Annotated in this window: 20 protein-coding genes and 1 tRNA gene; 13 read left to right on the top strand and 8 right to left on the bottom strand. The window is 61.9% G+C overall.

The window, feature by feature from the left end; all coding sequences use genetic code 11:
- Window positions 1-60 precede the first annotated feature (60 nt).
- Window positions 61-1,119, top strand: a complete 1,059-nt coding sequence (locus tag WNZ15_RS11375; RefSeq protein ID WP_342893082.1) for a low specificity L-threonine aldolase — start codon at window positions 61-63, stop codon at window positions 1,117-1,119.
- 32 nt (window positions 1,120-1,151) lie between these two features.
- Here WNZ15_RS11375 and WNZ15_RS11370 read toward each other — a convergent pair whose 3' ends face one another.
- On the bottom strand, window positions 1,152-2,090 hold the full coding sequence (locus WNZ15_RS11370) for an SDR family oxidoreductase (RefSeq protein ID WP_342893081.1): 939 nt from the start codon (window positions 2,088-2,090) through the stop codon (window positions 1,152-1,154).
- Between the two features lie 170 nt (window positions 2,091-2,260).
- On the opposite strand from WNZ15_RS11370, the gene WNZ15_RS11365 reads away from it, so the two are divergent.
- Window positions 2,261-3,154 (top strand): AraC family transcriptional regulator, encoded by an 894-nt coding sequence (locus WNZ15_RS11365; protein ID WP_342893080.1) that lies wholly within the window; start codon window positions 2,261-2,263, stop codon window positions 3,152-3,154.
- A gap of 281 nt (window positions 3,155-3,435) precedes the next feature.
- Here the strand turns inward: WNZ15_RS11365 and WNZ15_RS11360 are convergent, their stop codons facing one another.
- Window positions 3,436-3,882: an Hsp20 family protein gene (locus tag WNZ15_RS11360; RefSeq protein ID WP_342893079.1), complete on the bottom strand. Its 447-nt coding sequence runs from the start codon at window positions 3,880-3,882 to the stop codon at window positions 3,436-3,438.
- 272 nt (window positions 3,883-4,154) lie between these two features.
- Between WNZ15_RS11360 and WNZ15_RS11355 the strand changes: the two genes are divergently transcribed.
- Window positions 4,155-4,631, top strand: a complete 477-nt coding sequence (locus WNZ15_RS11355; RefSeq protein WP_342893078.1) for a hypothetical protein — start codon at window positions 4,155-4,157, stop codon at window positions 4,629-4,631.
- Window positions 4,632-4,851: 220 nt separating this feature from the next.
- The gene (locus tag WNZ15_RS11350; protein WP_342893077.1) at window positions 4,852-5,967 is read left to right on the top strand and encodes an alpha/beta hydrolase; all 1,116 of its coding nucleotides are present in this window, start codon (window positions 4,852-4,854) and stop codon (window positions 5,965-5,967) included.
- Between the two features lie 52 nt (window positions 5,968-6,019).
- Here WNZ15_RS11350 and hisN read toward each other — a convergent pair whose 3' ends face one another.
- Both hisN and WNZ15_RS11340 read right to left on the bottom strand, forming a co-directional pair.
- Window positions 6,020-6,820: a histidinol-phosphatase gene (hisN, locus tag WNZ15_RS11345; RefSeq protein ID WP_342893076.1), complete on the bottom strand. Its 801-nt coding sequence runs from the start codon at window positions 6,818-6,820 to the stop codon at window positions 6,020-6,022.
- A gap of 296 nt (window positions 6,821-7,116) precedes the next feature.
- Window positions 7,117-7,980 carry an N-formylglutamate amidohydrolase gene (locus tag WNZ15_RS11340; RefSeq protein WP_342893203.1) on the bottom strand — a complete coding sequence of 288 codons (864 nt, stop codon included), beginning with the start codon at window positions 7,978-7,980 and terminating at the stop codon, window positions 7,117-7,119.
- Window positions 7,981-8,228: 248 nt separating this feature from the next.
- Here WNZ15_RS11340 and WNZ15_RS11335 point away from each other — a divergent pair, with 248 nt between their 5' ends.
- The 5 genes from WNZ15_RS11335 (at window position 8,229) to WNZ15_RS11315 (ending at window position 10,985) form a co-directional block, all read left to right on the top strand.
- Entirely contained in the window at window positions 8,229-8,588 is a 360-nt protein-coding gene (locus WNZ15_RS11335; RefSeq protein WP_342893075.1) for a response regulator, read from the top strand.
- Window positions 8,589-8,745: 157 nt separating this feature from the next.
- Window positions 8,746-8,820, top strand: a tRNA-Val gene (locus WNZ15_RS11330).
- Between the two features lie 152 nt (window positions 8,821-8,972).
- Window positions 8,973-9,098 carry a type B 50S ribosomal protein L36 gene (ykgO, locus tag WNZ15_RS11325; protein WP_006932207.1) on the top strand — a complete coding sequence of 42 codons (126 nt, stop codon included), beginning with the start codon at window positions 8,973-8,975 and terminating at the stop codon, window positions 9,096-9,098.
- Between the two features lie 162 nt (window positions 9,099-9,260).
- Complete coding sequence (locus WNZ15_RS11320) at window positions 9,261-9,923, top strand: tetratricopeptide repeat protein (protein ID WP_342893074.1); 663 nt, start codon at window positions 9,261-9,263, stop codon at window positions 9,921-9,923.
- Between the two features lie 57 nt (window positions 9,924-9,980).
- Window positions 9,981-10,985, top strand: a complete 1,005-nt coding sequence (locus WNZ15_RS11315; RefSeq protein WP_342893073.1) for an alpha/beta hydrolase — start codon at window positions 9,981-9,983, stop codon at window positions 10,983-10,985.
- A 46-nt stretch (window positions 10,986-11,031) separates the two neighbouring features.
- On the opposite strand, the gene pyk is transcribed toward WNZ15_RS11315, so the two are convergent.
- Together pyk and WNZ15_RS11305 are read right to left on the bottom strand one after the other, a co-directional pair.
- Window positions 11,032-12,468, bottom strand: coding sequence for a pyruvate kinase (gene pyk, locus WNZ15_RS11310; RefSeq protein WP_342893072.1), 1,437 nt, complete (start codon window positions 12,466-12,468; stop codon window positions 11,032-11,034).
- Window positions 12,465-12,866 carry a DUF1036 domain-containing protein gene (locus WNZ15_RS11305; RefSeq protein WP_342893202.1) on the bottom strand — a complete coding sequence of 134 codons (402 nt, stop codon included), beginning with the start codon at window positions 12,864-12,866 and terminating at the stop codon, window positions 12,465-12,467. The genes pyk and WNZ15_RS11305 overlap by 4 nt, the downstream gene beginning before the upstream one ends.
- Window positions 12,867-13,360: 494 nt before the next feature.
- Between WNZ15_RS11305 and WNZ15_RS11300 the strand changes: the two genes are divergently transcribed.
- The 3 genes from WNZ15_RS11300 to WNZ15_RS11290 all read left to right on the top strand — a co-directional run bounded on the left by WNZ15_RS11300 (window position 13,361) and on the right by WNZ15_RS11290 (window position 14,928).
- Complete coding sequence (locus tag WNZ15_RS11300) at window positions 13,361-14,170, top strand: N-formylglutamate amidohydrolase (RefSeq protein ID WP_342893071.1); 810 nt, start codon at window positions 13,361-13,363, stop codon at window positions 14,168-14,170.
- A gap of 45 nt (window positions 14,171-14,215) precedes the next feature.
- Window positions 14,216-14,512, top strand: a complete 297-nt coding sequence (locus WNZ15_RS11295; protein WP_342893070.1) for a DUF1244 domain-containing protein — start codon at window positions 14,216-14,218, stop codon at window positions 14,510-14,512.
- A gap of 149 nt (window positions 14,513-14,661) precedes the next feature.
- Window positions 14,662-14,928, top strand: a complete 267-nt coding sequence (locus WNZ15_RS11290; RefSeq protein ID WP_342893069.1) for a DUF2312 domain-containing protein — start codon at window positions 14,662-14,664, stop codon at window positions 14,926-14,928.
- Between the two features lie 111 nt (window positions 14,929-15,039).
- Here the strand turns inward: WNZ15_RS11290 and WNZ15_RS11285 are convergent, their stop codons facing one another.
- Window positions 15,040-16,863: a DUF882 domain-containing protein gene (locus WNZ15_RS11285; protein ID WP_342893068.1), complete on the bottom strand. Its 1,824-nt coding sequence runs from the start codon at window positions 16,861-16,863 to the stop codon at window positions 15,040-15,042.
- A 232-nt stretch (window positions 16,864-17,095) separates the two neighbouring features.
- Window positions 17,096-18,676, bottom strand: a complete 1,581-nt coding sequence (locus tag WNZ15_RS11280) for a sigma-54 dependent transcriptional regulator (protein ID WP_342893067.1) — start codon at window positions 18,674-18,676, stop codon at window positions 17,096-17,098.
- Between the two features lie 197 nt (window positions 18,677-18,873).
- Between WNZ15_RS11280 and WNZ15_RS11275 the strand changes: the two genes are divergently transcribed.
- A complete protein-coding gene (locus tag WNZ15_RS11275) occupies window positions 18,874-20,694 on the top strand; it encodes a M3 family oligoendopeptidase (RefSeq protein ID WP_342893066.1) in 1,821 nt (606 codons plus the stop codon).
- Window positions 20,695-20,696 lie beyond the last annotated feature (2 nt).

The following is a 20,696-nucleotide window of genomic DNA, read 5'->3' as shown; positions in this document are numbered from 1 at the left end:
CGGCCCCGGCAGGTGCAAAATCATGTTGCCGGGCGACCGGCGACCTGATTAAACCGGGGTATGAATTTCGCAAGCGACAATTGGGCGGGGGCGGCGCCGGCGGTGATGTCCGCGCTCGCCCGCCACAATACCGGCTTCGTGCCGGCCTACGGCACGGATCCCCTGACAGCGTCGGTCTCTCGGACTTTCAGTGACATTTTCGACCGTGAGGTTTCCGTCTATTTCGTGGCGACCGGCACGGCGGCGAACGCGCTCGCCCTGACGGCCTATGCCAGGCCCGGTGGCGCCATTTTCTGCCACCGCACGGCGCATATCCAGCTGGATGAATGCAACTGCCCGGAATTCATGACCGGCGGTGGCAAACTGGTGGGTGTCGATGGCGCGGCCGGCAAGATCACCCCGGAAGGGCTGACAGATGCCATGGCCGGGTTCCCGGCGGGCGTGGTGCATCACGGCCAGGTGGCCTCGGTCTCCATCAGCCAGGCGAGCGAATGCGGCACTGTCTATACGCTCGACGAGATCGCCGCCATCAAGGACGTCTGCCGGACACGCTCCGTGCCGCTGCACATGGACGGAGCGCGCTTTGCCAATGCGCTGGTGACGCTGGGCTGCACGCCGGCCGACATGACCTGGAAGGCCGGGGTCGACGTGTTGTCGTTCGGGGCGACCAAGAACGGCTGCTGGTGCGCGGAAGCAGTCGTGTTCTTCGATCCGGATGCCGGCCGGGAGTTTGAATATTTCCGCAAACGCGGCGGACACCTGTTTTCCAAGAGCCGCTTCGTGGCGGCCCAGTTCGAGGGCTATTTCGAGGACAACGGCTGGCTTGTCACTGCCGCCCATGCCAACGCCATGGCCGGCGGACTTGCCGAGGGGATCCGCGGTCTGGGTGGACGGACGGCGTGGCCGGTCGAGGCCAATGAGTTGTTCCCGATCCTGAAGCGTGACCGGTTCAAAGCCCTTCAGGACGCGGGAGCGATGCTCTACGAATGGCCGGCCACCGATCTGCCGGCCGGCCATGCGCCTACATCCGATGAAGTCTGCCTGCGCATGGTCACCAGCTTCGCGACCACCGATGCGGACGTTGCGGCCTTCCTGAAAGTGTTGTCGGAGACGGTCTGAGCGGCGGGTTTCCGGTTCATCGTCCGGCGTGCCTACGGTGACCAGCTCAGGGATGTCTTTTGCTCGGAGAGCGACCAGAGCCTGGCAGCGGCATCCCTGTTCAACGCCAGATCTTCTACCGGGCGCTCCATGATGGGGCCAACCATCTCGAACCTTGTCGGGCCGCAATACATTTCCGGCTTCAACCCCTCCATGGTCGCGCACATGACCTCCGGCCAGGACCCTTTCTCGGCGGATTGCGCGAAGGGGGACATCAACGCCCACAGAACCTTCGTGGTGCGGCTGGTCTGGCCCTGGATCAGGCTCGTGCGTGACGCGCCGGGATGGCAGACACGGACCTGAACGCTCTTGCCCGCAGCCAGGATCCGGCGCTGCAACTCATAGGCAAATACCATCTGCGCCAGCTTGCTCTGGGCGTAGGCGTTCCAGGCGGAGTAATCGGCGTCGAAGTTGAGGTCTTCGAACCGGATTCTCTTCAGCCCCATCTTGTACGCATTGCTGCCGACGACCACGATGCGCCCCCGCGACTGCTCGATCCGGTCGAACAGCAATCCACACAGGAGGAAGTGAGCGAAATGGTTCACGCCGAGCTGGCTTTCAAAGCCGTCTACGGTGATCTGCTGTCTGGCAACCTGCGCGATCGCGGCGTTGCAGATGAGGGCGTCGATCCGGGGTGCGATCTTCGTGACCCCCGCCGCTGCGTCCCGCACTGACGCCAGTACCGCCAGGTCCATGTGCACGAAACTCACTTGGGCATCAGTGCCGAATTCCTGTTTCAGGCGCTCCATGGCGGATTGTGATTTCCCGGCGCTGCGGTTCATCATCACCACTTTCGCGCCCCTGGACAGAAACACCCGCGTGGCCTCGAACCCGATGCCGGCGTTGGCGCCGGTGATGACATAGGTCTTGCCCGCAAGGGAGCCGAGTTGCTCCGGGGTCCAGCCGCCAGATCCAGATGTGTTGTTGTTCATAGCCATGCTCCTGCCGCTGGCGACTGACGATCGTGCGACCGTCGCCTGGTTCATTCCTGAAGTGCAGATAGCTGTCGATGGCGCATGAAAACAGACTGATTAGTCGCAAAAACATGCCCAATCATATCAGTGTCGTTCAATTGCGTTATTTGCAGTGCTAAGTTGGCCGCATGAACAGACAAAAGATAAAACACCTGGTTGAAAACAGGGTCCGCGAGGACGGCATCACCGAAACCGGAGTGAAGGGGGTGCAGCTTTTTCGCGTGAGCAATCCGGTTCGCTGTCTTCCCGCGGTCTACGAGCCCTCCGTGGTGGCGATTGTGAACGGCGCCAAGGAAGCGATACTGGATGGTCAAAGATATGTATATGACAGCAATCAATACATGTGTTGCCCGATTTCCCTGCCGGTGGAAGCCGGAACTCCCGAGGCGTCGCCGGACAATCCGCTTCTGGGTGTGCTGATCTCACTGGACACGAGGGTGATGACGGAACTGGCCATCGAGATGGAAAGTGCGGCAGGTGCCATACGAACACCTTCGACTGGCCCGCTCCCGCAAGGATTGGCGCTCGCACACTGGGACGCGGCATTTACGGACGCGCTGTGGCGGCTGCTGCAGTTGGGCGAGAGCCAGGCTGATACGGCGGTCCTTGGGGATGGCCGGCTTCGCGAGGTATATTACGCCGTATTGAAAGGGGAGGCAGGGATCTCCGCGCGGCGTGCCTTCGGTGTGGGCAATGAAATTGCCCGCGCCATCGAATACCTGTCCATGCATCTGGATGAGACTGTCACCATCGAGGATATGGCCGCGCAGGTGGGGATGAGCCGGGCCGTGTTCCATCGCAAATTCAAACAGGCCACGACCATGTCTCCCATCCAGTTTGCGAAGTCCATGCGGCTGAACAGCGCCGCCACGAAGATCGCCGGGGGCATGACCGTGAACGCCGCGGCTCTTGCGGTGGGCTATGTGAGTTCCTCCCAGTTCAGCCGTGAGTTCAAACGCCTGTACGGGGAGTCTCCCCGGCAATGGAGCCACTCCAATCAGCTTCCTGCGGGCACGACGTGAGGGAGGGATCCGGCACTTGCAGGGACGGTTGGGGGAGGGTCGGTCGTTACCTTGCGAAAATTGCCCGGACAGCGGTCGGTCAGGCTCCGTGCCGAGGGGGATGATCAGAAGGGCCTGAGACCCTTGGATCTGGATTGCATCGAACCGGGCCGGTGACCGCTCAGGGCGTGAAGTGCTTCATCGATATCACCCCGGTCCGCCCCCTGGAGCCGAAACGTGGAGAGGCGCCTGGTTTCCCAGGCGCCTCGTGGGTCATGCCTTTGCCATTGAAGGCGAAAGCTTTACTGAACCGTCGATTCGATCTGCTTGGCCGAACCGGAGGTGATTTCGATCTTGCGCGGTTTCATCGCTTCGGGAATTTCCCGGACGAGATCGACATGAAGCAGGCCGTTCTCAAGGCTGGCGCCTTCCACACGGACATGCTCGGCGATCTGGAACCGGCGCTCGAAGGTGCGCGATGCAATGCCCCGGTACAGGATTTCCCGGTCGGCATCGTCCTCGGGTTTTTCGCCCTTGATTGCAAGAACGTTTTCCTTGGCTTCCACGGACAGCTCGGCTTCGTCAAAGCCGGCGACCGCCATGGTGATGCGGTAGGAATTCTCGCCCGTGCGCTCGATGTTGTAGGGCGGATAGCTCGGCGCGTCCGAGCCGGCGCTGTCGAGCATGTTGAAAAGACGGTCGAACCCGACGGTGGACCGGTAAAGCGGAGAAAAGTCCAAGTGACGCATGTGTCTGTCCTCTCTTTGAGCAACTGATACTTCACTGATAGGCGCAATCCCCTGTCCCCCATCATTGGCGGGACCGGACTGCGGCGCAGACCCGATTGGCGCCTGCAAGACTGAATCTGGGAATTGGGGATTTTCATTTCAAGGGGCAGCCGGGATGGGTGACCTGAACATGAATGTCACCTGAACGGTGCCTTCCGGTTGCGTTCAAGTGGCCCGGTGCATCTTCGGGACAACGTCAGCACGGGCTGGCGGATCAGACAGGAGAGACCCGCATGTTCACCAAAGTTTCGAAATTGTCCGCCCCGATCGCCGGCGCCATTCTGCTGGTTACAGTCGGGTTCGCCAATACGGCTTCCGCCGCTCCCCGGGCCGCCGATGCTCAGGTTCAGTCCGCGCAGGCCGAACTGGTCGTCAAGGTCGACCACCGCAAGGGCAACGGCCGCAAGGACTGGAAAGGCCATCGTGGCAAGCACGGAGACTGGAAAGGGCGTCGCGGCCGCGACGGGGGCTGGAGCGGGCGCCACGGCGGTCGTCACTTCGCCATGGAGCCGCGTCAGATCCGCCGCAGCCTGCGTCATCGCGGTTTCCACAAGATCCAAATCGTGGATCGCCGGGGTCCGGTCTATATCGTCAAGGCCCGGGCATGGGGCGGCCAGAAAATGCGGCTGGTGGTCGACTCGCGGACCGCGCATATCGTTCGCAGCCGTTCCATCGGTCATGGTCCGCGCCGGTATGGCCCGTGGTACTGAGTTCAACCCGCCATCCTCAAACCTTCAGTCCGGTTTCCCGGGGGAATGACCCCGATGGAGCCGGGCTGTGGCTATTGTGGGCAGGCGGCAAGCCCGCTATCACAGGATGGGTCAAACGGCTGCAGGCCGACCGGACGCCAGGCGCTGCCGAAGCCGGTCCGATGCCGGCCACTGCCGGTCAATGCGGCCAACGTCTGTGTTCAGGGAAACGGGTTACCGATTGAAGATCAAATCCTCCGCACTTCAGGAAGACAGCGCGCACGCGACCCTGGCCGATCATCCGGACAACCCGGTACCGGAAGGCGCGCGGGCCGGGTTCGTGACCACGCCGGACGGTATACGGATCCGCTATGCCCATTGGCCGGCAGGGGAAGGCCCGCGCAAGGGCACGGTGACCCTGTTGCAGGGGCGGGCGGAATTTATCGAAAAATATTTCGAGGTGATTGACGATCTCCGCAGACGGGGATTTGCCGTGGTGACGTTTGACTGGCGCGGCCAGGGCGGCTCCCAGCGGCTGACGCGCAATCCGAAACGCGGGCACGTTTCCGGCTTCAAGAAATATCGCGTGGATCTCAGAACCGTGCTGAAGGATGTTGCGCTGGCGACCTATCCCGGTCCGCATTTCGCCCTGGCGCATTCCACGGGCGCGCTCGTGCTGCTTTCCGACGCCGCCCGGCTGCGGACCATGCTGGATCGGGCGGTTCTGACAGCGCCGCTTCTGGGCCTGCCCCCCGGCGCGTGGCTGCCTGGTCTGAACGGCCTGCGCAGACGGGTCCTGCGGACGCTCTCTCTGGGTCTTCTGGGCCGTGTGCCGCTCAAGGCGAAAGCGCCCAGAACATCGTGGTTCATCGAAAGGATCGGCTATCCGGCCGCGCGGGCGCTGTCTCTGGCCGGTTTCGGCAGGGTGTTTGTTCCCGGTGGAAACAAGGACATCTTCGTGCCTTTCGAGACCAATCGGCAAACCTCGGACCGGACCCGGTTCGAACGCTTCAACAAGGTGCTCGAACAGGTGCCGGAACTCGGCGTCGGCGCGCCGACGCTCGGCTGGCTGGGCGCCGCCGGTCGAGCGATGACAGTCCTGAGGCGGCGGGAGGCCGGTCCGAACATGCACCTGCCCTGCCTGGTGATTGCGGCGGGCAAGGACCGGATCGTGTCGACACCGATGATCGAGGACTTCGTTGCCAGAACAAAGGCCGCGGCCTATCTGGAAATCGCCGGTGCGGAGCATGAACTGATGATGGAACGGGATGCCTACCGGGACCAGTTCTGGGCGGCCTTCGATGCGTTCGTTCCCGGTCTGGACGTGGAGCACGAGCTGGACCGCGCGGCACTCTAGGACACGGCCCTTTCAGCTCGTCTCAGGCCGGAACCGGCCGGATCTGGCCGGATCAGGCCTTGGCCAGTTCCCTGAGCAGGATGTCGTGAAACCGCGGGTCGCCGGAGGCCACGATCTGGCCGCCATCGGCCGGAGAACCGCCGGTCCAGGTGGTGACCACCCCGCCGGCGCCTTCGACGATCGGCACCAGTGCGACAATGTCGTAGGCCTGCAGGCCGGATTCGATCACCGCATCGCCAAGTCCGGCGGCCACCATGCAATAGGCATAACAATCGGTGCCATAACGGGAGAGCTGCACCTGTGCCTCGACACGGTCGAAGGCCTGCCGTTCCGTTTCGTTGAAGAGCGCCGGAGTCGTCGTGAAGATCGTCGCGTCATCCAGGCGGTCACGGGAGCGGCTGCCGAGTGTGCGCGACCCGAGCGGTCCGCGATACCAGGCCGTGTCACAATCCCCGAAGAAGCGTTCGCCGATATAGGGCTGGGCCATCATGCCGAGGCTCGGTTTTCCGTGCGTCCTCAGGCCGATCAAGGTGCCCCAGGTCGGCAGTCCGGTGATAAAGGCCCTGGTGCCGTCGATGGGATCCAGCACCCAGACCTGGTCGGCATCGAGGTTTTCCGGCCCGTGCTCCTCGCCGAGAATGCCGTGGTCCGCATAGGTGCGGTTGATCAGCTCGCGCATCGCCGTTTCGCCGTTCCTGTCGGCGATGGTGACCGGGTCGAACCCGGTGTCCCACTTGTTGTCGATGTCGAAGCTCTGGCGGAAATGGGGCATGATCGCACTGCCCGCCGCATCCGCGAGCTGCTCCAGAAACGGGGCGAGTTCATGGGAGCCGGAAACAGGCTGTGACGACATCGAGATCTCCATAAAACGGTCGGCCGCGCATCCGCGGATGTTGCGGCTTTTCGCCTGTATAGCGTGTTTTGCAAAAAAAAGTGTCGGTAAAACCGGCCTGAATGCTCATAGTTTGTTCAGTATGGCCCCATGTGCAGACTTGACCTTTGTGCGGTGCGATGCGATTTTATTGCAGTGCGATACGTTGTGTCGCGCCGCCCTCCTTGGGCGTTTCCTCCCTAGACTCGGGCCGCCTCATTCTTTGAGTGCGGCCTCTTTTTTTGGGATTTTTATTCCGTCTTGTCTATCGGCAGCGTCTATTCGGCGGCAATGGGTTCGGCGGGCAGTGCCGCGTCGGGGATGGACGTCAGTTCACGGGCGAAGCTGCGCAGATTGTGGAACAGATCGGCAAAGCCGGCGGACGGCTCCTGGGTCGTCTCGTCCATATAGAGGCCGCGGTTGATTTCTATCTGCAACGCGTGAAGGCCGCTGGAGGGTCTGCCGTAGTGCTCGGTGATGAAGCCGCCGGCATAGGGCTTGTTCCTGCTGACACTGTAGCCCATGTCCTTCAGCACCGCGCAGGCGAACTCGGTCAGGTCACTGCTGCAGCTGGTGCCGTAGCGGTCCCCGAGAATGAAATCCGGGCGGGTGTCGGTCGCCTGGCATTTGACGCTCGACGGCATGGAGTGACAATCGATCAGCACCGCGTAACCGAAGGTGACGTGAGTCTGGGCCAGCAGGCGCCGCAGGGTCGAATGGTACGGCTTGTAGATTTCCTCGACCCTGTGCAGGGCTTCCGCCACGGGAAGCTTGTGACGGTAGATCTCGTGATTCTCGCTGACGATCCGCGCCACGGTGCCAAGCCCGCCGGCGACCCGGATCGAGCGGACATTGGCATAGGCCGGCAGGCGTCCGTCGAACATTCTCGGGTCGAGTTCATAGGGTTCCCGATTGACGTCGAGATAGGCCCTGGGAAAATGCGCCCGCAGCAGCGGCGCGCCGAGCGGCACGACATGGGCAAACAGATCGTCGACAAAAGCGTCCTCTGACCGGCGGATGGATTTTTCATCCAGCCGGGAAGACGCCAGGAATCTTTTCGAATACTGGCGGCCGGAATGCGGGGAGTTGAAGACGAATGGAATCCTCTGATCGGCGGGACACAGGATATCGAACGCGGGCAGCCCGTTGAAGTCGGCTTCGAAGGGAGCTGTCGAAGAGGGCTGGTCGAGGTCCGTCAAATGGTGTTTCCCGTATGTCGTCCGGTTCGGACGAGCGCCTATGGTGCCAAGGAATCAACACGCAGTCCACAGTCACGGCCTCAAAACCTCAGGAGAACCAATTCTCCCTACCATTCTCTGGAATTCGAGCTATAACCGGCAGTCGGGAAACCCGTACCACAACCGATGATTAAGGGAATTGGTCGACAACGATGCCGCGTATCCTGCTTGCAGAAGATGATGATGACATGCGCCGCTTTCTGGCCAAGGCGCTGGAGAATGCCGGGCACGACGTGGTGTCGTTCGACAACGGCAAGAGCGCATACGAACGGCTGCGCGAGGAGCCGTTCTCGCTGCTTCTGACGGATATCGTGATGCCTGAAATGGACGGGATCGAACTGGCGCGGCGCGCAACCGAACTCGATCCCGACCTCAAGGTGATGTTCATCACCGGCTTTGCCGCCGTCGCTCTCAATCCCGAATCCGATGCACCGAAGGACGCAAAGGTGCTGTCCAAGCCCTTTCATCTGAAGGATCTGGTTCAGGAAGTGGAGCGCATGCTGGAGGATTGAGCCCCCGTTCCGACGGGAGCTGCCGGCACATTCGCAGGACACTCACAAGACTGGGGAATTTTTGACGGTTCGGTGAACAAGGGGGGTTGCACAGTTTGCTGAACCCCGTTATATCGCACTCCACCACGGCGTTGGGGCGCCGGGGACCGAGAAATTCGGGCGTGTAGCTCAGCGGGAGAGCACTTCGTTGACATCGAAGGGGTCACAGGTTCAATCCCTGTCACGCCCACCATTGTTTCGCTGGTTGATGGTTTCAGGCAGCGCGGATTGATCTGACAGACAGGCGCATCTGCTGCCGCTGCTTCCAGGCCGATCCACTCGAATGTGAGCGCCTCTGGCGCTCATTTGGTTTAAAGTAGCAGGACCCTCCGGGGGGACATTGACATGAAGATCAAAAACTCGCTCAAAGCGCTCATGACCCGCCACCGCGACAATCGCATGGTGCGCCGGAAAGGCCGCGTCTACATCATCAACAAGAAAAACCCGCGTTTCAAAGCACGCCAGGGCTGATCCTGTTGCTGCGCCGATCTGCGGCGTCGGTTTGAATTCGCCTTTTGTATCAGCTGCTTGTGTAGACTGATTGTGGAAGGTTCACCGAGCTGAGCAGTTGGCGCACGAAGATGTGTCAAATTCCCGGATTGACCGCCGCATGCAGCGACCCATAATCGCTGCATGCGTATTTTTGTGTTTACCCTTCTTGTCCTTCTCGGAGCGCCTTCTGCCGGCGCCCAGACCGTGCCGGACTTCGGCCCGGAAGCCGCGCCGCCGTCGGCGGAGGACTTCAGCCCGCTTCCGGAAGACCTGCCTGAAGAGGGCGGTCAGGTTGTTGTCGAGGACACCGATCCGGACGAGGAAAAATCGCGTCTGGACGAGCTCTTCACCGATCTTGCCGAAGTGGATACGCCCAAGTCGGCCGAGCGCATCGCCCGCGAGATCCAGTTGATCTGGATGGCGTCCGGCAGCGACACCGTCGACGTGCTGATGTCCCGGGCCGGCAAGGCGATCCAGGCGGAGGACCACGGACTTGCCCTTGACCTTCTGGACGCGGTCGTGATCTTGAAACCGTCCTATGCTGAAGGCTGGAACAGGCGGGCGACCGTTCACTACATGCGTGAGGATTTCGGCAAATCTCTCGTCGACATCGAGCGCACGCTGGCGCTGGAACCGCGGCACTGGGGCGCCCTGTCCGGACTTGCGATCATTCAGCGGCGTCTCGGGTTCGAAACCGAAGCGCTGACGACTTTCCGGCGTGCCCTGGAGGTCAATCCCGGTCTGGAGAACGCCGCCAAGGCGGTCGAAACCCTGGAAAAGGACGCGGAAGGTACGCCTGCATAAGTGCCGGGTGACCGGTCTGGCCCTCGATTGCCGCCTTCGGGGTGCTATGTCGCTCTCATGATGACGACTTTTCTTGTGGCTGTGGCCGGTCTGGCGCTGCTGGCCGCCTATACCCGCTTGCGGACCGGCCGGATCACGCGCCGGCTGACGCCGGACGGCGCCTTTGCAACCGTGGACGGTGTCCGGCTTCACTATCATTTCCTTCCGGGGGGCGGGGAAAAGCCGGGTGCGCCCATGCTGGTGTTCCTCCACGGTGCCAGCGGTAATGCCTATGACATGAGGCTTGCGTTCGAAGCGTCCTTCCGGGGCCGGGTCGCCGCCTTGTTCGTCGACCGGCCGGGCCTGGGCTTTTCCGAACGCGGGCGCGCCGTTCACCGCTCTCCGGACGGTCAGGCCCGGTTGATTGCCGGCCTCCTTGAGGAGCTTCGGATCGACAAGGCGGTGGTGGTGGGTCACTCGCTGGCGGGAGCAGTGACAGCGGCTCTCGGACTGGCGGCGCCGGACCGGGTCAGGGGCCTGGCGTTTCTGGCGCCTGTCACGCATGTCTGGCCGGGCGGTGTCACCTGGTACTACACGCTCGCCGCCTTGCCCGTTGTCGGCTGGTTGTTTGTCCGAACCCTGACGCTGCCGGTTGCCGAGCGGCTGGCGCCGGCGGCCATGACAAACGCCTTTTCTCCGGATCCGGCGCCTCACGGCTATGCCCGGTCGATTCGTCTCCCCCTGCTGTTCCGGCCGGAAAGTTTCCGCGCCAATGCCAGACACATACATGACCTGAAGGGGGCGCTCACAAGCCAGGCGCCGCGCTACCCCGGTCTGACCCGTCCGGCGCTTGTCGTCACGGGCACGGAGGATGCGGTGGTGTGGCCGTCCATCCATTGCGAGGGACTGCTCACCGATCTTCCCGATGCGGAACTCGTCGTTCTGGACAGGGCAGGGCACATGCTGCATCACACGCACACCCAGGCCATCGTCACGGCGCTCGACAGGCTGCTGCTGCGGGTTGAAGCGGACGGCCGGGAAGAGATGCAGGACCGGCCGGCGGCACTGCCGCAGCCGGCATGAAAAAGGCGGCCGGGTGGCCGCCTTTTCAATCTAATCGGTTAGAGCGTCAAATGCCGCCCTGGCCGTCCTTGCCGACAAAGGCAATCCGCAACATGTTGGTGGAGCCGGGCGTGCCGAAAGGGACGCCGGCCGTCACGATGATTCTCTGCCCCGGTTTCGCGAAATCCTCCGAATAGGAGATGCGGCAGGCACGATCGATCATGTCTTCCTCGTTGGCGGCATCCTCGCTGACAACGCAGTGAAGACCCCAGCCGAGGGACAGGCGGCGCGCTGTCGCCAGGACCGGGGACAGCACGATCACCGGACTGGCCGGCCGTTCACGCGATGCGCGCAGGCCCGTGGCACCGGACGTCGTGTAACACACCACAGCCGCGAGATTGAGCGTTTCGGCGATCTGCCGGGCGGCCGCGGAAATCGCATCGGCGCCGGTTGCTTCCGGCTCGGTCCGCTGAGAGTAGATGATGTTGCGGAAGTTGGTGTCCTGCTCCACCTCCCGGGCGATCCTGTCCATGGTGGACACGGCTTCGATCGGAAAGTCGCCGGCGGCGGATTCGGCCGACAGCATGACGGCGTCTGCGCCCTCGAAAACGGCAGTGGCGACGTCGGACACTTCGGCGCGTGTCGGAACCGGTGCCGTAATCATCGATTCCAGCATCTGGGTGGCGATCACGACAGGTTTGCCGGCTCGGCGGCAGGCGCGGGTGATCCGTTTCTGAAGTCCTGGAACCTGTTCCAGCGGCAACTCCACGCCCAGATCGCCGCGGGCGACCATGATGGCATCGGACAGCTCGATGATCTCGTCCAGCCGACCGATCGCCTGAGGCTTCTCGATCTTGGCGAGAACACCGGCGCGGCCGCGGACGATCTTGCGCACTTCGGCGATATCGTCGGCACGCTGCACGAAGGACAGCGCAACCCAGTCGACGTTCTGCTCGAGCGCGGCGATCAGGTCCTTGTGGTCCTTCTCGGTCATGGCGCTGGTTGCGATTTCCGAATCGGGAACACTGACGCCTTTGCGGTCCGACAGCTTGCCGCCGACGACGACTTTCGTGACCGCTCTGGTTGCGCTGGCTTCCGTGACGTTCAGCTGGACCTTGCCGTCATCGAGCAACAGGCGGTGACCCGGCTCCAGTGCCTTCAGGATTTCGGGGTGCGGCAGATGAACACGATTGATGTCGCCGCCGGACGTGTCGGCGTCGAGCGTGAAACTCGCGCCGTTTTCCAGCACGACCGGGCCGTTTGCGAAAGTGCCCACACGCAGCTTCGGTCCCTGCAGATCGGCCAGAATGCCGATCGGCCGTCCAATTTTCTCCTCGACAGAACGGATGCGCTCCACAAGCATCTTCAGACGATCATGATCGGTATGACTCATGTTGATGCGGAACACGTCCGCACCCGAGCGATACAGTTTTTCGATGATGTCTTGTTCTGAGGAGGAGGGTCCGAGAGTTGCCAGTATCTTGACTCGTCGGTTACGCCTCATCGCCCACCTGTCCCCTGCTGCACGGGTTCGGTCAGCTGGACCGTCCAGCTGCTCTGCTCACCCGTGTCTATTTCAAAGAAGCCTGTCCGCTCAAATCCGCGAGCCACGCAGTCCTCAATTCCGCGAATGGTGAATTCCTTTTCCCGGGTGCACATGAATGCCCGGCCACCCCATTCGCCGAATTGGTCATAATCAACTGCGTAGATGTAATAGTATCGTGACACCAGTGCGCCGGGCACCAGAGTCTCGCAGGAATTGGATGCCAGATTCCACCAGCCTTCGGTCACCCAATCGGTTTTGTCCTTGTAACCGATTGCGACCCCGACCTGGCTGTCCGTCTTGTTGCAAAGACGCAGATCAGCCCTGGCATCGTTGCTCGCGGCAGAAAGAAACAACATGGCGAGAGCCCCGGCGCAGGCAACCTTGGCGGGCGCGTTCATACGTGCCCGATCCCTGCCCTGGTACCGTTCCCCAACCTTAAACATATGCAGTCGTTCACTTTGCTGCTTCACAGACATTCGTTTTTTGCGTGGACAAGGGGGACTTGTCAACGTCGTTAACAGGATCAGGAAGCTTTCGCCCAAACTTGTTTTCCCGACCGTCTGAAAATACGCGCCCGATCAGACCATCCCAACCCTTTGTGGTTAGAAATGGGGCGGGAACATGACCGTTTGGTCCGCGAGCGATTTTCGCTGACAATAAAGCGTATACAGGGTTGTACGTTCCCAGGCAAAAGTGCCGGTGACCGGCGTGTGGATCTTTTCCCGCGGGCACCGGAATCTGCAGCCGCCGGCCCGCGGGGCGGTGATTTGGGTCTTGGTTCCGATGCCTGATTGCCGTACACCTGACGGCCTGCATATCGAGAGCCGCACGCATTTCCATGAAGCGAGAGATGAAAGAAACTGCAGCCGAACCCGGTGTGGCTTTTCAGCCAGTCGAATATATCAGCGGGGATCCCGATTCGGGTCTCCTGCTTCTGTGCGACCACGCGCGCAACACGGTGCCGCCCGGTTATGGCGACCTGGGGGTCCCGGCGGAGCAGTTCGAGCGCCATATCGGCTATGACATCGGCGCCCGCGCGGTCACGCTCGAACTGGCAAGGCGCCTGAACGCACCTGCCTGCCTGACCACATATTCCCGTCTGCTGATCGACCCCAACCGGGGAGAAGACGACCCGACCCTGATCATGCGCCTGTCCGACGGCGCGGTCGTGCCCGGCAACGCGCAGGTCGACGAGCGGGAGCGTGCCGGCCGGATCGAGGCGTTCCACAAGCCGTATCACGACCTGATCGACCGGTCGCTCAACACGATGATCGCCAAGGCGCCGCCTCCTGTCATTGTTTCGATTCACAGCTTCACGCCGGTCTGGCGCGGGGTGCCCCGGCCCTGGCACATCACGGTGCTTTGGGACAGCGATCCAAGAGCCGCCCGGCCGATGCTGGATGGTCTGAGAGCTCAGGAGGATCTTGTCGTGGGGGACAATGAACCTTACGACGGCGCTCTCAAAAACGACACAATGTACCGCCACGCAACCAGCCGCGGTCTGGCGCATGCCTTGCTGGAATTGCGCCAGGACCTGATCGCCGATCCGCACGGCGTTACAGAATGGGCCGACCGTCTGGAACCGGTCCTGCGAACCATAGTGACAAGTCTGGACTGCCGCCGCATCCAGCATTTCAAGTCGCGCAGTGACACGGACTGAGTGCCCTGCAAAGGGCGGCGAGACAAAACGAGGAGGCCGCAAGCCATGGATGAACAGACCAAACTGGAACTGGAAGCAGCCGTCTTCCGCCGCCTTGTAGCGCATTTGCAGGGACGAACGGACGTTCAAAACATCGACATGATGAACCTGGCCGGATTTTGCCGCAACTGCCTGTCCAACTGGTACCAGGACGCTGCCGGGGAAAAGGGGCTGGAACTCGACAAGGCGTCGGCCCGGGAAATCGTCTACGGCATGCCCTATGACGACTGGAAAGCCAGGTATCAGTCCGAGGCGACCGCCGATCAGAAGGCCGCTTTCGAGAAAAACAATCCGGCCCACTGAACCATCGCTCAAAATTGCAGGGCGGCAGCTTGACGGTCCCGGCCGACTCTGGCAGGGCACAACACGATTTCAAGAACCGCGGTCAGGGCTCGCCCGTCCGTGCCGTGCAATCCGACAGGTAATAAGAAACAACAAGGAGACTTTAGAACATGTCCGATCCGGGTGGAGTGGCAGCCGATCAGCTGCGGGCATTCGTCGAGCGCATCGAGCGTCTGGAAGAAGAAAAGAAGGTCATTTCCGACGACATCAAGGATGTCTATGCCGAGGCCAAGGGCAACGGTTATGATGTCAAGATCCTGCGCAAGGTCGTCTCGCTGCGCAAGAAACAGCCCCACGAGCGTGAAGAGGAAGAGGCCGTGCTCGACCTTTACCTGCATGCGCTTGGAATGGCCGCCGAAGTGCCGTCCGAAGGCTGAGCAAGAGTAAATCGTGCCAAGCGATCGAGCGGCTTTCGAGCCACTCCAGATAGCTGACAAACAGAGCCCGGCAGTGATGCCGGGCTTTATTGTTTTTGATGAAAGGGTCGTCTATCGGGCGAAGCGCACGGGAAGCACGATCACGGCCGGGCCGCCGTCGAACCGGTCGGTGCGCAGGCCGCCGTAGGGCGTGTGGTCGAAACTGGCCGCAACGAACCGGTTGCCGGGCAGCATGACGTTTTTCAAGGCACGCTGATCGGGGTGCTTGAGCCAGGCGAATGCCTGATGGCGCGTGGTCCCGGCGCCGGACAGGAGTGTCGGCTCCGACTTGTCAGGCAGGCTGGCAAAACCTGAAAGCGGATCGACGATCTGGTCCTGCGGGATCCGCCCGGAGACGGACGGACGCTTGGCCTGGTCCGAACCGGTGGTGGCCGTGCTGCCGGGCCGCGGCCCGGGAGTGTGTTTCTGCAATCCGGCGGAAGGACGCAGCGACCGGTTCAGGACAGGCGGTGTGGCCGCCGCCGATGCATAGGCAAGTGTCGCTCCCGGCCGGGGAGCGGGTGTCGGCGAGGGCACGGATGTTCCCGTCGCCGCGGCAATCGCCGCTACCGGATCCGTCACCGGAGCGGAAACAGGGGCCGGAGAAGAAACAGGATTTGGAACCGGCAATGCCGCGGTCACGGTTTCCGCTTGGCTGTCAGGCTCTGTAGCTGTCTGGCCAAGTGTCGCGGCCGCGGCCCGGGCCGCCGCGCTCAGGCCCGAATTCGGCTTTTGAGCCGGCGCGCGCGCAATCTGGAACCGGGAATTGATGGTCTGGCTCGGCGCTGCCGGCTGGCCTGTTTCCAGGGCCGTGCGTTGGGCGTCGAGCGTGTTTGCAGGTGGCAGAGGCGCCGCGCTGGCAACGGCAACAGGAGCCGCGGTCTGCGGTTGCAGGTCCGGTTCCGTGCCGGCAATGGCAAGCGGCGGCGCGCTGCTGCGAACCTTGCGGCCCGGGACCGGCGGATTGTCGACCACCGGGGATACGCTTGCCGTCTGGGTCGCCTTCGGAGCATTGCCGACCGCGCCGGGCCGGGCTGTTTCATTGCCGTCACGACCACCGCCTCCAAAGAGACGGGCGAACAGATTGCCGTCGCCGGCGCCGTCAGCAGCCGGCTTGACCGGGATCGGTGCGGCCGGGTTGGTCAGGCTCTGGTTGCGGGTGGTGGCTCTGGAAGGACTGTTCGAGGCGACAATCGTCGGCCGGGAGGTTCTCGAACTGCCGGACTTGCTTTGTGCCAGGGCGACCTTGTAGCCGCTGAGCGGCTTGCCGTCTGAAGGAATGTGCAAGGTCTTGCCGTCGGGGAAAACCCTGGCAAGCTGGGAACGGCTCATGCGTGGCCAATGCCGGATCCGTCCGGTATCCATGTGAACGAAAGGGGAGCCGGACCGCGGATAATAGCCAACGCCGCCCACTTCCTTGCGCAGGCCCGCTGCCCGCAGCTTGGACAGGTTCACGCCCGGGATATAAAAATCCATGGCCTTGCCCAGCGTGTGCTGGCTGTTCTTGGCGACGCCGGAAGAGCGCTTGCGGAGCATGTTGTTGGTCGCCGGGGAACGGTAACTGGAAACGACGTTGATGTGATCGCGTGCGCCGACCTTCTGGTAGACCTCCCAGACAAGATCGAGCAGCTCGGGGTCCATCTTGATGATTTCGTTGCGGCGCCAGTCGCGCAGGAAGCGGTTGGCCTCGCGCAGACCCTCGGGCAGGTAGCGTCCGTTCCTCTTGAAGGTGACGGACACACGTTCCTTGGTGTGGGTGTTGTACAATTTGAGCGTACGGGTTTCAGCCTGGGCCGCGGCTGTCAGACAGACCGACACGACCAGAAACGCGCTTGCCGTTGTCACGGCACGCTTCAGCCATCCGACGGCGTCGAAATCAACAAACCGGTTACGCAATCTCTTTCTCGCCGTTTCCGAGGGTTTTCACCCATCCCGTGCTCCCCAGCAGGGAACCAGTTTAGCTGCCGCAAGTTAAGAAGTTTTTACCCTAAATTCACTTGCCTGAAAATCGTGACGGAAATGCAACGCCGCATATTCATTCCGGTACTGCACCCCGGCGATGATGGATATCCGGAGAATGCGTCAAAATATCGTCAATTTCCACCCTGTCGCCTTGATCCTGCTCAAATCAGGCGGCGGCGTCCTTGCCATCGTCCTCGAGGCCGTATTCCTTCAGCTTGCGATAAAGTGTGGACCTTCCGATGCCGAGCCTGCGGGCAACTTCCGTCATGCGGCCTGAATAATGGTTGATCGCAGCCCGAATCAGTTCCTCCTCGATATCGGCAAGCTTGCGGATGTGCCCGTCCTGATCGAGGCTGCGCATGAAGCCGAAGGGAGCGGATTGTTCGAAACCGGCGGGCGCAGGGGCGGCCGGCATCACTCCACTCTGATTTCCGGCCTGACTTGCGCCCAGACTGGCGGCTGAATTATGGGCCTGGGCCGAGGCCGGCGCTGCCGGGCGGGGCGCCTCGGGCGTTGCTGCCGGAAGAGCATGCGCCACCGGCGCGGCCGAATGGGTCGCGGCGGCAACCTGGGGAAAGTCGTTGATCGTCAACTGGGGGCCGTCGCACAGGACGACCGCGCGGAAGACCGAATTTTCCAGCTGCCGGATATTGCCCGGCCAATGATACTCCTGAAGCATGGCAAGCGTGTCGGAGGAGATGGCCGAGACCTGGGGTTTGCCTTCTTCGGCGGTAAACCGCGCCAGAAAATGCCGGGCCAGTGCGGGAATGTCCTCGCGCCGGTCGCGCAGGGGCGGGATCCAGATCGGAAAAACGTTGAGACGGTAATAGAGGTCTTCCCGGAACGCACCTTCCTTGACCTGGTCGACCAGGCGCCGGTTCGTGGCCGAGATCAGGCGGAAATCCACTTTCACCGGACGCCTTGCGCCGATCGGGTCGATCTCGTTTTCCTGAATCGCCCGAAGCAGTTTCACTTGTACGTCCTGGGGCAACTCGCCGACCTCGTCGAGGAACAGCGTGCCGCCATGAGCCTCCTGGAACTTGCCCGCATGCTTGTCGACGGCGCCGGTGAAGGCGCCCTTTTCGTGGCCGAACAGGATCGATTCCACCAGATTGTCCGGAATGGCGCCGCAATTGACCGTGACCAAAGGCTTGGACTTGCGGTCGCTCGACCCCTGAATGGCGCTGGCGATCATTTCCTTGCCGACACCGCTTTCCCCCTCGATCAGGATCGGAATGTTGGAAGCGGCGGCACGCTTGCCGAGATTGATCACCCGTTCCATGGCGGGGGAGTGGGTGATGATGTCGTTGAATGTGAGCGTGCCGGAAGCCTGTTTGCGGATGCGCGTGATCTCGCCTTCCAGAGCGGAGGTCTTCAGCAGATTGCGGATCGACACATTGAGCCGTTCCGGGGCCACCGGCTTGACCACAAAATCCTGGGCGCCCGCATTCATGACGGTGACCACGGTGTCGATGCCGCCATGAGCGGTCTGCACGATCACAGGGGTTGCGTTCTTGTCGCCGCGCAGTTTTTCCAACACGCCGAGCCCGTCCAGTTCCGGCATGACCATGTCCAGAATGATCAGGTCGATTTCGCTGGCCTCGGGGCCGGACATGATACGCACGGCTTCGACGCCGTTTTCCGCGGTCTTCGACCGGTAGCCGAACTTCTTGACGGCTTCCTGCAGCAGCCTGCGCTGGATCGGGTCGTCGTCAACGATGAGAATTTTGCCGCTGATTGCCTGCATAACCTGTGTCACTCGTTCCGCAAATATGTCTCGTTTCGAACCATTCTGGTGGCAATTGGGTAAACAAATCGTCCAGGCGGGGTCAAAAAAGTTTGCCAAGCCTGATTGCGGCGGGACCGGACCAAGCCTACAAATTCAGAACCAGTTTCCTGCCGCAGCCTCCTGCCGGCCACCGTTCACCGGAGTTTACCGCACCGATGCCGCTTCCCGTATTCGCGCCTCAGTCGTCAGCATCCACGGAACTTGAAAATCTTCCGGAATGGGATCTCACCGATCTCTACCCGTCGGTTGACGCGCCCGAGGTGACGGCGGATCTCAAGGAGATTCTCGACCGGGCGAAAACCTTCGAGACCTCCTACAAGGGGCGCCTCGCGGACCTTGCCGGGGACAATGTCGCCGCTCTGGTCACGGCGGTCAGAGCCTATGAAGATCTTGAAGATGTCATGGGCCGGCTGATTTCGTTCGCGGGACTTGTGTATGCGGAAAACACCATTCGGCCCGAATCGCAGAAATTCTATGGCGACGTCCAGGAGCAGATCACCACGGCGGGATCGCATCTTCTGTTTTTCACCCTGGAGCTGAACAAGATCGACGACGCGGTCATGGAGGCGGCGCTCCAGGATGCGCAGTTCGCGCATTACCGGCCATGGGTGGAGGATCTGAGGAAAGGCAAGCCGTATCAGCTGGAAGACCGGGTGGAGCAGCTGTTTCACGAAAAGTCGGTCACCGGCGCGAGTGCCTGGAACCGTCTCTTCGACGAAACCATGGCCTCGCTGTCCTTCGATGTCGACGGCGAGGAGCTGGCGATCGAGCCGACGCTCAACATGCTGGTGAATCCGTCCGCGGAAAAGCGGCGCATGGCGTCCGAGGCGCTTGCGAAAACGTTCGGGGAAAATCTCAGAACCTTCACGCTGATCACCAACACGCTGGCGAAAGACAAGGAGATCTCCGACCGGTGGCGGAATTTCGCTGATATCGCGGACAGCCGTCACCTGTCGAACCGGGTCGAGCGCGAGGTGGTCGACGCCATGGTGGCCGCGGTGCGCGACGCCTACCCGCGCCTGTCGCACCGCTATTACAAGCTGAAGGCCAAATGGCTGGGCATGGACCAGCTCAACACCTGGGACCGGAACGCACCGCTGCCCGACGCGGATACGCGGGTGATCCCGTGGGACGAGGCCAGGCGGACCGTGCTGTCCGCCTATGAAGCCTTCTCCCCGGACATGGCGGAGATTGCCGGCCGGTTCTTCGAAAAAGGCTGGATCGACGCGCCCGCCCGCGCCGGCAAGGCACCGGGCGCCTTCGCGCATCCGACTGTCCCCAGCGCGCATCCCTATGTTCTGGTCAACTACCAGGGCAAGACCCGGGACGTGATGACGCTCGCCCACGAACTGGGCCACGGCGTCCATCAGGTCCTGGCCGCACCGAACGGACCGCTGATGGCGCCGACGCCGCTGACGCTGGCGGAAACCGCGAGTGTCTTCGGTGAGATGCTGACCTTCAAGTCGCTGCTGGCGACGGCGGACAATCCGCAGACCCGAAAGGTCATGCTGGCCTCCAAGGCGGAGGACATGATCAACACGGTGGTGCGCCAGATCGCGTTTTATACGTTCGAGCGCAAGGTGCACACGGAGCGACGCAACGGCGAGCTGACATCGGAGAAAATCGGCGAATTGTGGCTCTCGGTGCAGAGCGAGAGCCTGGGGCCGGCGATCAGTCTGAACGAAGGTTACGAAAGCTTCTGGACCTATATTCCGCATTTCATCCACTCGCCGTTCTACGTCTATGCCTATGCCTTCGGCGATTGCCTGGTGAATTCGCTCTATGCGGTCTACGAGGAAGCGGAAACCGGCTTTCAGGAAAAATACTTCGACCTTCTGAAGGCCGGTGGCACAAAGCATCATTCGGAACTTCTGGCGCCCTTCGGGCTGAGCGCATCGGATCCGGATTTCTGGAAGAAAGGCCTTGCCGTCATCGAGCGGCTGATCGACGAACTCGAAGCGCTCGAAACGGAGTAGCG

The sequence above is a fragment of the Roseibium sp. AS2 genome, from assembly GCF_038900065.1.
Taxonomy (GTDB): Bacteria; Pseudomonadota; Alphaproteobacteria; order Rhizobiales; family Stappiaceae; genus Roseibium.
Note: the sequence above shows the minus strand (reverse complement) of the source record. Positions and strands in the feature narration are given on the sequence as shown.

Coding starts and splice junctions, on each gene's coding strand:
- hisN (WP_342893076.1), bottom strand. CDS start 6,820: ATGTCGTCACAGCCTGTTTCCGGCTCCCATGAACTCGCCCCGTTTCTG.
- pyk (WP_342893072.1), bottom strand. CDS start 12,468: ATGAGGCGTAACCGACGAGTCAAGATACTGGCAACTCTCGGACCCTCC.
- WNZ15_RS11320 (WP_342893074.1), top strand. CDS start 9,261: ATGCGTATTTTTGTGTTTACCCTTCTTGTCCTTCTCGGAGCGCCTTCT.
- WNZ15_RS11275 (WP_342893066.1), top strand. CDS start 18,874: ATGCCGCTTCCCGTATTCGCGCCTCAGTCGTCAGCATCCACGGAACTT.
- WNZ15_RS11375 (WP_342893082.1), top strand. CDS start 61: ATGAATTTCGCAAGCGACAATTGGGCGGGGGCGGCGCCGGCGGTGATG.
- WNZ15_RS11355 (WP_342893078.1), top strand. CDS start 4,155: ATGTTCACCAAAGTTTCGAAATTGTCCGCCCCGATCGCCGGCGCCATT.
- WNZ15_RS11295 (WP_342893070.1), top strand. CDS start 14,216: ATGGATGAACAGACCAAACTGGAACTGGAAGCAGCCGTCTTCCGCCGC.
- WNZ15_RS11370 (WP_342893081.1), bottom strand. CDS start 2,090: ATGAACAACAACACATCTGGATCTGGCGGCTGGACCCCGGAGCAACTC.
- WNZ15_RS11305 (WP_342893202.1), bottom strand. CDS start 12,866: ATGTTGTTTCTTTCTGCCGCGAGCAACGATGCCAGGGCTGATCTGCGT.
- WNZ15_RS11300 (WP_342893071.1), top strand. CDS start 13,361: ATGAAAGAAACTGCAGCCGAACCCGGTGTGGCTTTTCAGCCAGTCGAA.
- ykgO (WP_006932207.1), top strand. CDS start 8,973: ATGAAGATCAAAAACTCGCTCAAAGCGCTCATGACCCGCCACCGCGAC.
- WNZ15_RS11315 (WP_342893073.1), top strand. CDS start 9,981: ATGATGACGACTTTTCTTGTGGCTGTGGCCGGTCTGGCGCTGCTGGCC.
- WNZ15_RS11290 (WP_342893069.1), top strand. CDS start 14,662: ATGTCCGATCCGGGTGGAGTGGCAGCCGATCAGCTGCGGGCATTCGTC.
- WNZ15_RS11335 (WP_342893075.1), top strand. CDS start 8,229: ATGCCGCGTATCCTGCTTGCAGAAGATGATGATGACATGCGCCGCTTT.
- WNZ15_RS11365 (WP_342893080.1), top strand. CDS start 2,261: ATGAACAGACAAAAGATAAAACACCTGGTTGAAAACAGGGTCCGCGAG.
- WNZ15_RS11360 (WP_342893079.1), bottom strand. CDS start 3,882: ATGCGTCACTTGGACTTTTCTCCGCTTTACCGGTCCACCGTCGGGTTC.
- WNZ15_RS11280 (WP_342893067.1), bottom strand. CDS start 18,676: ATGCAGGCAATCAGCGGCAAAATTCTCATCGTTGACGACGACCCGATC.